Below are 13,250 nucleotides of genomic sequence, written 5' to 3' on the forward strand. Positions count from 1 at the left end.
GTTTAATGGTCCGTTTGTAGTTCTATATGACTATGAAGACACGAACTATTTATGCGTTATATCACGGAAAAAACCAACTGCCTCTTTGATAAGTTATCACATAAGTATAACATTTACAATCCTTTAAAAATAGATTTGACGAGGGGTCGAATAGGTATATTCTACTATAGGGCTAAATGTTATCATTCTGTGATAACATCAGCGGGCTCTACAGGATTTTATAGAACAGCTTCCTTCCGTCATTGGCCACCACTGCTTGACGACCTAATTAGTATGGGAATAGACCTATAAGCAGCATGAGCAAAATCTGGATCTTTTCGTTTATTAGTGTGCTAATGCCGGTGTCAATCCGTGCGCAGTCGACGGAAACAGACGTGCCTGATTACGCCCGCATTACACAGCGTATCGATCTGGGATTCGCCACGAACGGCACCTATTCGACGCTGGCGCTTTCCATTAATCGCCTGCACGGAATAGGTCGATCACATCGCTTCCGGGTTGGATACGGACTGCGGTTGACCGCGGCTGCTGGACGGGATACCGAGTATAAAACAGCGCCGTCAAGCCTGGTCAAAGGGCCGGGTCATGGGAGTGTACTTGGCTTATTTAGTAAGAACCTGATCGACAACCTCGATACGTTGGATGTGCCCAGTACGCAGGCAAATTCACTGAACATCAGCCTGAACCAGGAATACGCCATTAGCCACCGCGTAGATATTGGCTTCAATATTGACCTGATTGGGTTTACGCTCGGCCCCAATCAGCAGGGTAGGTTCAGGGCCAATAGTCCAGCGAAATCAACGCTGAGTGGCACCGTACAGGAGGCAAAACTGACCCCATTCAATATCCTGCTAGGAGACCAAAGCGACCGGGGTAGCCTGAACTCTGAAGGGTATATGCGCTATCGATTCGCCAACCGAATCAGCTTGCGTACTGGGGTGAGTTATACCGTTAATGAATTTACGACGCTACGTAAACTGATGTTCAATAACGACCGGTTTCGCAGTGGAAACGTTCAGGGATTGCTGGCCGCTTCCTATCAATTTTGATCTGTTTACTACGTCGGGCAACCACGTACCCTGAGCCGACCATTCATTCGGGAAGTTATCACAGAAGTCTAACGTTTTCAGGTAGTTATTGGTCTACTAAGAAAATAAGCCGATTTTGACCAATTTCCGGTCGTAACCCTTTCTTATGAATGAAACAGGTGCTGATGATTGAAGACGATCCGGCTATTGTCGGTCTGGTAAAGGTATACCTTTCCGATTTACCCGGGACGTTAACGGCTACCTCGTCAGGTGCTGATGGCCTGCAACTCTTCAAACAGCAACCGTTTGACGTTTGTATTCTGGACGTTATGTTACCCGGTTCCGACGGTGTGCGGTTGTGCCAGGAGATCAGATCCTTTGATACGCAAACGCCTATTCTGATGCTCACAGCCAAATCGGACGAACATGACATCGTAGCCGGACTGGAGGCAGGAGCCGATGATTACCTCATAAAACCGTTTGGTCAACATGAACTATTAGCCCGAATCAAGGCACTGTTACGTCGTAATGAACGAAGTTCAGCCGATAATCCTGCCGCTCAGGAACCGACGATTTATAGGTACAAAGACCTGTTCATCGATCTTGATAAACGCTACGTCACGCTACGGGGTAACCGCATTGACTTAACGCCTAAAGAATTCGATTTGCTGGTATTGCTAGCTCAACATCCGGGCAAAAGTTACAGTCGTAAAGAATTACTCAGCACCGTTTGGGGCTATACATTTGCCGGCTACGAACATACGGTAACCGCGCATGTCAACCGACTTCGTAGTAAGATAGAGCCCTCGTTTGCTCAACCCATATACATTCTAACCGCCTGGGGGGTAGGGTACCGTTTTGCCGATACGCAGTCCCAGCAACAGCCCGATGAATCCTAAGCCATATCCTACTGTCAGCCGGCACCGGTTCAGCCTGTTCAGCCAACTGGCCCTTACGTTTCTGCTGATGTTGGGTTTGCTGGCAACCGTGTACGGCTACCTGACGGTCACGTTAGTCAATCGCTATTTTGAGGCTACTCATCAGCGGCTTAACCGGGAAGTCGCTGCCCACATTGTTAAATTTATGGCTCCCTTTAATCAGGAAGGCGTCAACCGCAAAGGCGCTGAAGCCATTTTCTTTCAGGCAATGGTTACCAACCCTAGCGTGGAGGTATACCTGCTGGATTCACTGGGGCGGGTTGAACTCTACCACGCTGATGATGGGCAGATTAAGCGCCATCAGGTCGATATAGCTCCCGTTCGAGAATACATTCAGAACGAGGGAGCAATCTACATTAAGGGCGATAATCCCAGGGATGAGCAGAAGCAAACGATCTTCTCAGCAGCCAGTGTTTTCCGAAATGGCCGGTTACAGGGCTACGTATATGTCATTCTGACCAGTAGTGTTTATGGGTCGGTGATGGGACTTCTTCGCCAGAATTATGTAATCCAGTGGGGCGTGGGCACGTTGCTGATTACCCTGCTGGCGGCTTTAGCCATTGGCTTACTAGCGGTATATCGACTGACGAAAAATCTTAGACACGTCATTGAGCGCGTTCAGCAATTTCAGATGGGCGATTTCTCAACGCGAATCCGGGTCGAACCAGCCAGCGAACTGGCGGTTTTAGCCGATACGTTCAATAACATGGCCGAAACGCTCACCCGAAATATCGACCAGCTTCAGCAGGCAGAGCAACTACGTCGAAATTTGGTTGCTACTGTCTCCCACGACTTACGAACACCCCTGGCCGCTATTCATGGGTATTCCGAAACCCTGGTTTTAAAAAATACACTCCCTGAGGATCAAAAAAAGGAGTACGCGGGTATTATTCTGCAAAGCACGCGGAAACTCATCAAACTAGTGGCCGAACTCTTCGAGTTGTCCAAACTCGAAGCCCACGAAACCGTGCCTCACCGCGAGCCGTTTGTTCTGGCGGAACTGGTCATGGAAGTATTCGCTAAATGTCGGCTGCTGGCTCAGCATAAACAGATTGCGTTTACGTGCGAAAATTGTCAGCTATCAACGCCTTGTTTCGCCGACGTGGGTATGCTTGAGAGGGTGATCCAGAACCTCATCGAAAACGCCATTCGGTATGCCCCCTCCGACACCTTTGTCCGAATTGAATTAGTTCAGGAACCGACAACTCTGACTGTACACATCGACAACGCCATGGCTGGCCTGACTGACCCAATCCGCGCGTATCTGCTGGGTAGTTCGCCCGACGGTAATCTGGCCGAGCGGCCCACAGGTGCTGGGCTGGGATTGGTTATTGTTCGAAAAATTCTGGACTTACATCATTCCCAGCTTGTTGCTAACCAGCCGACAACCCAGACCATTCGGTTCACCTTTTCACTGCCAGTATACCAGCCATCTGCTTAACGGATCACCAACGTTTGATGAAGTAATACGTTAGCAGAGCCTGCACCCAAAATGTTAGGATTTCGTGATAACCTTTCGGGAAAGGTTGTCGTTTTCCGTTATGAACTGCCTGACTGTATGTGGGTTAGGATCTCAGTTGGTTTCCTGTTCCGGGAGATGTTACGTTACTAATCATTCGTTTACTCAAGAAAAAATTAATGACCCTGCTGGTTATAGCTGCGCTTAGCCTGTCAACAGCCGTTTTTGCTCAGGATGATAAAATGAGCAAAGAAAAAAAGATGTCAATGAAATCCGACAAAATGAAGGATGACAAAATGAAAGACGATAAGATGATGGACGACAAAATGCAGGACGGTAAGATGAAAAAGGGTAAAATGAAGAAGGACAAAATGAAGAAGGACAAAATGAAGGACGATAAAATGAAATCGAATCAGCGATAGACTCCTCGGCCAAAAGTCGGGTTTGGCATTGTCTGTCCACGCCCGATTTTATTCCTTCACCCTCAGCATATGCCTCGTATTGTTCACAAACATCCTTTAGCCATTCGCTGGTTTCACTGGAGCAACTTTCCGATTCTGTTTGTCATGACCTGGAGTGGCCTGTTAATTTATTGGGCCTATGATCCCTATAAGATCGTTGTTGGGAATACCGAGCTTATTAAGTTTTTTCCCGACTGGTTTTATGCGTGGCTCAATCTTCCGTCGCGGCTGGCGGAGAGACAAGCGTGGCATTTTGTGTTTCAATGGCTGTTCATAACCAATGGTATCCTATACGTTGGCTATACATTTTTGTCGGGCGAATGGCGACTACTAATGCCCAACCGGCACTCCTTCCGTGAGGCCTGGCTGGTGGTACTACACGACCTTCACATCCGAAAAACGACTCCTCCGCAGGCCAAATACAATGCCGCTCAGCGTATAGCCTACTCGGCGATCATAGTTATGGGTGCCGGATCGACCCTAACAGGATATGCTATTTACAAGCCGATACAGTTGAGCTGGCCTACCTGGTTGATGGGCGGCTATGAAACGGCCCGCCTGATTCATTTTGGTCTGACGATTGGCTATGTCCTGTTTTTCGTCATTCATATTGTACAGGTTATCCTGGCGGGCTGGGCCAACTTTCAGAGTATGATCACCGGTTTTGAGCGAAAACATGAACTTACTAAATCATAAACCGCTGCGTGAGGAGCTAACGACCGATGGTCAGATACGCCGTCAAACGCTCAAAGCCATGTTGGGGTTTGGGCTGGCCAGTTTAGTACCAGTGGGTGTTTGGCAGTGGGTAAAGCGCCAGCCAGAGGCTGATGGTATTCCGGCTGTGCTACGAAAAGCACTAAATACCAATGGGAACGTAGCTAATATCTATTTCAGTCCCACGCATCTGGCGCCAACCTACCTGGCCGACCAAGGGGCTAATCCACCCCGGACGAATGGTATGGAAGGATTGGAAAGCGAAGTAGATTTGGATGGATACCAGATGACGATTGAGCAGCCGGGTCGTAAGCCGCTTAAGGTCAGCATCGACGAATTGAAAAAACTACCAAAGCACGAGCTGGTTTTTAATTTTAAGTGCATTGAAGGGTGGAGCCAGATTCAGCATTGGGGCGGGGTTAAATTTGCTGATTTCATGACGCATTACAGTCTTGGTATCCGTAGCGGCAATGCCCCATCTGTTGACGCGCTGGATGACTTCTATCAGTACGTCGGGATGGAAACCCCAGATGGCGGCTATTACGTGGGAATAGATATGCCCAGCGTGTTGCATCCACAAACAATATTAGCCTTCGAGATGAATGGACAGCCCATCACCGCCGAGCGCGGGGCACCCATTCGATTAATTATTCCGGTCAAATATGGGGTGAAGAACCTCAAACGCATCGGCACCATTCGCTTCGCCGATGAGCGCCCCCCTGACTATTGGGCCGAAAACGGTTACGATTATTACCTGGGTTTGTAAAAAAAGACTCATGAACAATGTGAAATAATTAAGGGTAAGTAATTGGAAGTCAATGCATCATTTCACATAATCCAGTAAACATTCCTTCGTATGAATTTTTTAATTCAACTATTGATCGTCGGTGGCTTTTCACTGCTATTACCCCACCTGACCTTACCGGTGTCCATACAACCGCTTTCGCATAAAGAAGAAAATGCCACCAAAGCATCGTATGAACCTGTTGCTGTACTGGAATTATTTACCTCGCAAGGTTGCTCAAGTTGCCCCTCTGCCGACCGACTGCTAACGGAAACACTGGCAGATGCTGTAAAGACAAATAAAAATATTGTTGGCCTCTCTTTCCACGTCGATTACTGGGATAGGCTGGGATGGAAAGATCCGTTCAGCAGTCATGCATTTACGAAGCGACAATATCAGTACAGCGAACATTTCAATCAGAATGGCGTATATACTCCTCAGGAAGTGCTTAATGGTCAGCAGGAGTTTGTCGGCTCTAATCGCAGTAAACAAATCAGCTTACTAAAGACAGCCCTGAGTACGCCCGCAACAGCAAAAGTTCAACTATCTACCAGCCCAATTAAGGATAACCGTCTGACCGTTACGTATCAACTGGAAGGTGAGTTTTCTAACGCAGTTCTTAACGTAGCCTTGGTGAGTAAAACGACTGAAACGACAGTGCAGCGAGGAGAAAACGCCGGACGTAAACTAATACACGACAACGTAGTACGTGCTTTTCAGACGATTCCGGCGATAACGAAAGGGAACGTTTCATTTACATTGCCCAGCGACTTTGACGCTCACAACGGGGCTATAGTGGTTTACGTACAGTCTCAGCAAACGCTGGCTGTTCGGGGAGCTACAAAGGTGGATCTATTGAACTAAAAAGAAGCATTCACTACTGAATTACCTATGACTCGATCAATGTATCTGCATAGGATTGATTCAGCCTACGACCAGGTGGTTTTTTTGCCAGATCAGCGTCCCAGAGTACATAGTACGCAAACGTGAACGTAAACAAACGAGCTGCGGCAAGGCTTACAAATGGAGAGGCTAGTGGCCAGGCGGGGCATAGGTCTTTTTGAAGTCAAAAGCCAGTTCGGTAGCGCCATTTTCCTGGAGATACGCCAGTTTATCAACCGCTTCGGGCACGGTGGGTAGATGCCCGGCGGGTACCCACCACAGGGCCAGATACACCCTGCCGAACCGGTGAAACCACTCACTTCGACGTTTCAAAAAATCAGTATGAACGGTTTTGTAGGTAAACGTTTTGAGGCTTTCCAGGTTCTCCCAGACCGACATATTAATGATGACCTGCTCATCGTCGAACGGGCTGATGCATGTTGCATTATTTGATTCGTCGTTGAGCCTCCACACAAAACCCGCGCTGTTTTCAGCCAGCGCATTCACCCGGTCCAGATTGTCGGCAAACTCGTTCATAACGGGGTCGTCTATGGTTACTCCCCTCATTTTGGCCATGTTAATCTCGGCCAGGTGGTAATTCATTATGTCAGTAATAAGGCAGCTTTTGAAATAGACAGATAAATCCGCAGAAAAGCACCCTGAATTTTCTGGAGCAACGTTGCTGACGGAGCCTCAAGATACGCAGGTTCGAATTTTTGGCGGGCAAATTCCTCCAGCGCCGTTGGGGTTGTGTTGTGCGCCGTGCGGGGCTCGCCATGAACGCTGGATGAATTAATACGTTCGTTGGTCTCGGCCAGCAACTGCGCCACATTGACCGATATGGTTCCCGTGCTTTTCAGACCGTTGATCATGACGGCTTTCGGAAACTTCCGGTAGCGCAAGGAGGGCCTGCCAATAGACGCCCCCAGGATGGTGGTCACTTCGTTCATCGTGTAGTCACGGGGCCCCTGGAGATAATGGATGGTCTTCCCCGAAAAATCTAATTGCTGCAGGTACGCTGCTGCTACCAGCCCGATGTCCCGGCTATCGATACAGGGAAAAGCAAAATCCGGGTCGATGGAAAGGCCATTGATACCGGCCATTTTGATAAGCCCGATGCTGTAGATAAAATTGTCCATGAACCACACGGCGCGCAGATGCACCACGTTGAGACCGGGTAGGTTATTCAGCAGGGTTTCCATCAGATAACAGCCGTAAATGGTGCCTTTCCTGTCCGACAGTTCAGCTCCCCAACTGCTCAGAAACACCACATGGGTAAGACCAGCCGCTCGGACGGCTTCTACAATATGCTCGTTGTACTGACGCTGTTCGTCATGCAGATCGGGCGAGAGTGTATCGCCGGGCGTCAGCACAAAGGCGGCTTTGGCACCGGCAAACACGCGGTTCATAAACGCCTGATCGAGCAGCGATCCTGGCCAGAGTTCATCACCCAACTCAGCCAGTTCCTTCAGCCTATCGGCATGCCGAGCTACCGCCCTTACCCTGACATTGGCTTTGAGCAGTTGATGAGCCACAACCCTACCCACCCGGCCAGATGCCCCCAGAACAACAATCGGTCGACCGTCAGATTTCAGTTCATTGTTCATGTTCAGGTAGGTTACTGATCAGCGTTTTGTCCAAAAGGGTGCTCCTTTTGCCATGGCTGATTCGGTCGCTACGCCGTCGCCTGACACCACAAATACGTTGCCTTCGTCAGGGGTGGGCCATTGGTTGGCGAAGGCCACAACGGCGTTGGCAACGTCTTCTTTCGTTTGCGCCTGGGTCATTCCGGTCACGAAAACTGCTTCCGAAACACCCGTAAACGCTGCGTATTTAGGCACGACAACATCGCCAACGCCAGTATTTTCCATGAGTCGCCAGGGGGCCAGCGTCAGGAAGCGCAGGCCAAGCTCCCCTCGATTCGAGGCTAGTTGGGCGTAATTGGCCAGAAACATCTGCATCCGCTTGGAACCCGCATAACCGCCCGAAATGGGTGAGCCACCGATGGCCGCCCCACTGGATAAGAACAGGATCAGGGTGCCCGCTTTGGCTGGCCTTTTGAGCGCATATTGGGTCAGCAGATAGGCCGCTTTCACATCGGTATTCCAGTTCGTGCTGAAGGTCTCCCAGTCCAGGTCAACGACCGGTTGAGAAGGTGGCATTGCCCCACCCGCCAGAATTACGACATCGGGAGCGTCCTGAAATACGGTTTCAATGGTGTTTGTATCCGTCATATCGGCCTGAAGCGTACGTACGTTGGGCCATTGGCGGACAAGTTCGACGAGCGAGTCGGGATTTCTTGCTACCACAAGTACATCGACACCGTCCTTTAGAAAGGCCTCGACGATGGCGCGACCGGTGCCCCGGCTACCGCCAATAACGACTGCTTTTTTACTGTTTAGATCTTTCATAAATAGGTTGCGTGCTTCACCCAGCACGGGATGATTTGTGTTCGCCCTGGATCGCCCATCTAGCCATGATGCGAATCGCTTTCAGGACGGATATTCACCAGGGCATTTTCTAATAGAGGAATTGTTCGACGACGATCTTTCCGTCTTTCACTTCGTAGACCATGAGTTCCTCCATCTTTATCCGGCCAAACCCCTGTACCGTAATATCAAAGCTCCGGCCAACCGCGAAATGATTGCCGCCAATGACGGGGTGGGTCGTGTAAGCGCCATGAAAATCCAGTACCTTTTTGACCCAGTTTTCTCCCTTTTGGCGAACGGCGAGTTTACCGGCTGCACTCTTAAAATAGGGGGAAGTTGGGGGTTCAATGCTTCTCACTGTATCGGCGAAAAGCTCGTCATGAATATCGAACCACTTTTCTTGCTGGGCGAGTTCGTCAAATCGTGCTGCAACCTTCTCGGTTGTCAACAGTGTTTTGTCTGGGGTCATGTGGTTTATATTTAGCTTGATTTAATTCTGAGCGATTTCATTTTTGGCCATCAACTTGCCGGGGTTTCCCTGACCCGTAGTGAACAAGCGGGATAAACTGCCGTCAATAAAATACGTCCAGCCTTGTGTACAGGAGGTATAGCACTGCACATCAGGCACTAAACCAACGTGTGTGAACCGAAGCTCGGTTTTGTCTCCTTTCGGACTAATGTCGAACTGGATGGTTGTGCCCGTCCATTCCTGTCTGTCCTGAAAGCGGCTGAGATTACTATCCGTAACCAGCCACTCGATTTTCTGGCCCGGAATAAGCGTCACCACCTTTTGGGTCGATACATGAATACCGTGAAAATGGACCGTAAATTCATCGTTCAACTGGTGTGATGTACCGTCTAGGTTTTTGGTCCACCACCGGTCAACGTCGTTGATCGTGTTAAATACTTCGTCTGGGGATTGGTCGACAAGGAGTGTCGTTGTGAAATCAGATGGGATCATGAGGGAATATGAAGTTGTGTTGTTCAGATGGGCGTAGTCTCAGTTCAGCATGGCCTGCATGCCGAAAGCGGTCAGAAATTGCTCGTACTGTTTCTGTAGGGAATCGTTCGCCTGTTCGGTAAAGCCACCAGCGACGGGGTCAACCACGGTCCGCAAGGGGCGCCCACCGGCTGGAGTGTCAATCAGGCTCAGGAGCGCATCGGCAACCAGTTGCGGATCTGGCTTCAGGGTGTCGAATAGTTGAGTGACCCCGGCTCCCATCTGGCCGGGCACATGGGCCAGATCACCATAGCCGGCAATGACCGTGTCGTCTGAACCGGTGACTATTTTGCCGAAAATCTCCGTTGGGAAGGCCCCCGGCTGCACCATGACCACATCCACCCCCAACGGTCTCACTTCATAATACAACCCTTCGGTCAGTCCTTCAATGGCAAATTTGGCGCTATTGTACACGGTCTGAAACGGAACCGAGAAGCGGCCCGCCACACTGGATATATTGATGATTAACCCTTCTTTCTGCTGGCGCATGTGGGGCAAAACGGCCCGGATCAGGCGCCAGGGACCTTTTACATCCACGTCCATGACGTTGTCGAAATCCTCGTCGGTGAACGTTTCCGTGATGCCGGTCGCGTAAAGTCCGGCATTATTGATCAGCACATCGATATGGCCTTCTTTGTCAAGGATGGTCGCTACCGCATCGGTCACCGACGCGCTACTGGTAACGTCGACTTCCAGCACGGTTATACCCTTCTGTTGCCCCAGCGCCTGTGCCCGATTGGCATTTCGGCCGTTTACCTCGCGCATAGTCGCGTAGACATGATGCCCTGAAGCCGCGCAACTCCTGGCCGTGAGCCAGCCAAAACCACTGTTGGTACCGGTGATTAAAATAACTTTTTTGTTCATGTTTTTTTGAATGATCAATGAGGTAGACGTATCCGATTTTTCGGGTCTCTGCTCAATACGTACGGGAACGGATTAGTCGGCAATGGCGCCGAGGCTCATGTTTACCATGGTGCCCATCATGGCGCTTGCGTTGTCAGACGCCATGAATGCCGCCACATCGGCCATCTCCTGAAGCGAAGGCAGGCGCTTCCGATGCGTCCGCTCGGCAACTAGCTGCTGAAATTGCTCGCGGGTCATGTTGTACGCCTTGGCATGAAGGCCGAATACTTCGTTTATGGTGCCGCTGTCGGGCATGCCATGCGTCCGAATCCCCAGCACCCGAACGCCTTTCGGTCCCAGCTCGACCGAAAGATCACGAATCAACGCTTCCTGGGCAGCCATCGCTACAGCGACTCCGCCCATAAGAGGATTGGCTACCCGGGAAGGCGTCGAGGTAACCGTCATAATCACCCCCGATCCTGTGGCCGCCATTAGCCGTCCGGCCAGTCGTGCGGTGATAAAATTGGCTTGAACGTGGGTCTGGATAGGTGCCATAAATTGATCGAGCGCCAGATCGGTGAGTGGAACGCCCTGTAAGGTGGTGTTGCGAAGCCCAACCGCGTTGAATGAAATGTCGAGCTTACCCGCTTGTTCGAACATCCCGATCAGGTGTCTCTCAACGGCCCGTTCGTCCAGCGCATCGACCTGGGCGGCTTGGGCAGATCCCCCGGCGGCATTAATTTTCGCGGCTAATTCGTCCACCCCAGGCAGTGAATGGCCGGTCAGGAAAAGCGTCGCCCCCTCCCGAGCGAAGGTCATGGCGAGGGTACTACCCACCGCGCCACTAGCCCCGTAGATAACAGCTACTTTGTTTGTTAACAACATCGTTTTTCGTTAGGTTACTGAATCCTACTTGCTAGGAATGAGGCAAAAGTAGTGTCTTGGTTCCGCCCTGACAGGGTGTAAACTAGACATTTTTCCGGGTTGATCTGGACAAAAATTAGCCGTAGTTTTGACCTAAAAAATGGGTCATGAAACACGTCACCATCCTGGTTCCCAAAGGCAACGCCAACCTCAGCAGCATAACCGGTTCGCATGAAATCCTGACCAGCGCGGACGCGTACTGGCAGCGGCAGGGCCACAAACCCAGGCTGGAGGTTACCCTGGCCAGCACCGAATCTGAACTGAAGCTGGATGCCGGATTTGTTACGGTGCATCCGATCCATATCCAGACAATACAAAAAACGGATCTGTTGATTATTCCATCAGCGCCCTACTCGGCGCAATTGATCCGGGAGAACGAAGCAATGATTGGCTGGATCAGGGAGCAGTATCTGGGCGGGGCCGAAATTGCGAGTATGTGCACCGGGGCGTTTTTGCTGGCAGCTACCGGCTTGATGGACGGCAGACTGTGTTCGACGCACTGGAGCGCGGAAGCCAGTTTCAGGCAGCTATACCCCAAAATTAACTTGCAGGCCGATAAACTCATTACGGCTGAGAAAGGCATCTATACGAACGGAGGGGCTTACTCGTTTTTGAACCTGATCCTGTTTTTAGTCGAAAAATATTTTGATCGACAGACGGCTATCTACTGTTCCAAACTATTTCAGATCGATATGGAGCGCAGTTCGCAATCGCCTTTCTTTATTTTTCAAACCCAGAAAAATCATGGCGATTTCCTGATCGAGCAGGCGCAGACGTACATCGAAGAACATCTGGGCGTAAAGATCTCCTTTGAGGCATTAGCCTCAGAGTTGGCTATCAGCCGACGCAATTTTGACCGGCGTTTTATCAAAGCCACGGGCAACACACCCGTCGAATATTTGCAGCGGGTAAAAATCGAAGTCGCTAAAAAGTCGCTGGAGAAAGGTCGCAAATCAATTGTCGAAGTGATGGACGAAGTTGGCTATTCGGACGACAAAGCGTTCAGGGAGGTTTTTAAAAAAATAACCAGCTTATCGCCATTGGAATACAGAGCGAAATACAACAAAGAATCCGCTTCGGTATAGTAGTATCGCTATGGATAGCCTATACACAGAGGAATCAATCCCACGATTAGAGACAAGCCAAGAATTGTCACCGTTAGATTAGCGGTACCGGTACCTGATGCCCATCTTATCGAATGGCTTCATTATGATTTGGCAAATCTGGCAGACATTATTTTCCTTCCCGCTTATAGAAATCCAGAGCGGTTTCAGGTTGGTATTGCTGGCAGTTTCGCTGGTTTTCATCAATGCGTACCGTGTGTATGGCTTAGAGTTGACAGATGGTATAAACGAACGAGGTGTTTTTATCAGCCCATTACTTCTCAACTGTATGCTGACATGAACTACCAGAAACTTCTTTGGTAAGCCTGTGTAGGGTATGGCACAGCGTTTTGCTTTCGTGATGTACAAATTCATGAATATATAGGCTAACACACCTTCTTAGCCAGCAACTTTCGGTCAATAAGGGGGGATTAAATTCATTTAATTAACTCACTATATAGCGGATAATGAATGATTTACAAGAGAAATAATTGCCAACAAAATCGCTCACGAAAACCTCTGATTCGGTTTAGAAGCTGATTTGCGATTTTAATAACTGTCAAATGCATTTAATAGCATATGGCATGGTGACAGCCACAAAAAGATTTATTCTAAGCAGTTTATAAGGTTTATCTAAGCTCATTCCAAGACGACAAGTCGTACTTTGAAGCCAGTTAGTACACCT

15 protein-coding genes are annotated in these 13,250 nt (G+C 49.7%); 8 read left to right on the plus strand and 7 right to left on the minus strand.

The annotated features are described in order from the left end of the window. The first annotated feature begins 296 nt into the window (after nt 1-296). From ACYVGO_RS29555 to ACYVGO_RS29585, 7 genes are all read left to right on the plus strand, one after another. A complete protein-coding gene (locus ACYVGO_RS29555; protein WP_460972384.1) occupies nt 297-1,049 on the plus strand; it encodes a hypothetical protein in 753 nt (250 codons plus the stop codon). A 149-nt stretch (nt 1,050-1,198) separates the two neighbouring features. Beyond that, nucleotides 1,199-1,927, plus strand: a complete 729-nt coding sequence (locus ACYVGO_RS29560; protein WP_460972385.1) for a response regulator transcription factor — start codon at nt 1,199-1,201, stop codon at nt 1,925-1,927. After that, the gene (locus tag ACYVGO_RS29565) at nt 1,917-3,407 is read left to right on the plus strand and encodes a sensor histidine kinase (RefSeq protein WP_460972386.1); all 1,491 of its coding nucleotides are present in this window, start codon (nt 1,917-1,919) and stop codon (nt 3,405-3,407) included. Before ACYVGO_RS29560 ends, ACYVGO_RS29565 begins: the two co-directional genes overlap by 11 nt. A gap of 197 nt (nt 3,408-3,604) precedes the next feature. After that, a complete protein-coding gene (locus ACYVGO_RS29570; protein ID WP_460972387.1) occupies nt 3,605-3,847 on the plus strand; it encodes a hypothetical protein in 243 nt (80 codons plus the stop codon). Between the two features lie 69 nt (nt 3,848-3,916). Continuing rightward, a complete protein-coding gene (locus tag ACYVGO_RS29575; RefSeq protein ID WP_460972388.1) occupies nt 3,917-4,582 on the plus strand; it encodes a cytochrome b/b6 domain-containing protein in 666 nt (221 codons plus the stop codon). Beyond that, a complete protein-coding gene (locus ACYVGO_RS29580; protein WP_460972389.1) occupies nt 4,563-5,366 on the plus strand; it encodes a molybdopterin-dependent oxidoreductase in 804 nt (267 codons plus the stop codon). Before ACYVGO_RS29575 ends, ACYVGO_RS29580 begins: the two co-directional genes overlap by 20 nt. Before the next feature lie 90 nt (nt 5,367-5,456). Further along, on the plus strand, nt 5,457-6,248 hold the full coding sequence (locus ACYVGO_RS29585; protein WP_460972390.1) for a DUF1223 domain-containing protein: 792 nt from the start codon (nt 5,457-5,459) through the stop codon (nt 6,246-6,248). A gap of 168 nt (nt 6,249-6,416) precedes the next feature. Here ACYVGO_RS29585 and ACYVGO_RS29590 read toward each other — a convergent pair whose 3' ends face one another. The 7 genes from ACYVGO_RS29590 to ACYVGO_RS29620 all read right to left on the minus strand — a co-directional run bounded on the left by ACYVGO_RS29590 (nt 6,417) and on the right by ACYVGO_RS29620 (nt 11,423). Next, on the minus strand, nt 6,417-6,869 hold the full coding sequence (locus tag ACYVGO_RS29590) for a DUF3291 domain-containing protein (protein WP_460972391.1): 453 nt from the start codon (nt 6,867-6,869) through the stop codon (nt 6,417-6,419). Further along, nucleotides 6,869-7,873 (minus strand): NmrA family NAD(P)-binding protein, encoded by a 1,005-nt coding sequence (locus tag ACYVGO_RS29595; protein WP_460972393.1) that lies wholly within the window; start codon nt 7,871-7,873, stop codon nt 6,869-6,871. The genes ACYVGO_RS29590 and ACYVGO_RS29595 overlap by 1 nt, the downstream gene beginning before the upstream one ends. Before the next feature lie 18 nt (nt 7,874-7,891). Next, nucleotides 7,892-8,677 carry an SDR family NAD(P)-dependent oxidoreductase gene (locus ACYVGO_RS29600; RefSeq protein ID WP_460972394.1) on the minus strand — a complete coding sequence of 262 codons (786 nt, stop codon included), beginning with the start codon at nt 8,675-8,677 and terminating at the stop codon, nt 7,892-7,894. A gap of 109 nt (nt 8,678-8,786) precedes the next feature. After that, entirely contained in the window at nt 8,787-9,164 is a 378-nt protein-coding gene (locus ACYVGO_RS29605; protein WP_460972395.1) for a SnoaL-like domain-containing protein, read from the minus strand. A 21-nt stretch (nt 9,165-9,185) separates the two neighbouring features. Continuing rightward, complete coding sequence (locus tag ACYVGO_RS29610; RefSeq protein WP_460972396.1) at nt 9,186-9,656, minus strand: SRPBCC family protein; 471 nt, start codon at nt 9,654-9,656, stop codon at nt 9,186-9,188. 39 nt (nt 9,657-9,695) lie between these two features. Beyond that, entirely contained in the window at nt 9,696-10,559 is an 864-nt protein-coding gene (locus ACYVGO_RS29615; protein WP_460972398.1) for an SDR family oxidoreductase, read from the minus strand. 72 nt (nt 10,560-10,631) lie between these two features. After that, entirely contained in the window at nt 10,632-11,423 is a 792-nt protein-coding gene (locus tag ACYVGO_RS29620; RefSeq protein WP_460972399.1) for an SDR family NAD(P)-dependent oxidoreductase, read from the minus strand. A 146-nt stretch (nt 11,424-11,569) separates the two neighbouring features. Here ACYVGO_RS29620 and ACYVGO_RS29625 point away from each other — a divergent pair, with 146 nt between their 5' ends. Further along, nucleotides 11,570-12,547, plus strand: coding sequence for a GlxA family transcriptional regulator (locus tag ACYVGO_RS29625; RefSeq protein WP_460972400.1), 978 nt, complete (start codon nt 11,570-11,572; stop codon nt 12,545-12,547). The last annotated feature ends 703 nt before the right edge of the window (nt 12,548-13,250 follow it).

This window comes from Spirosoma migulaei (assembly GCF_054776855.1).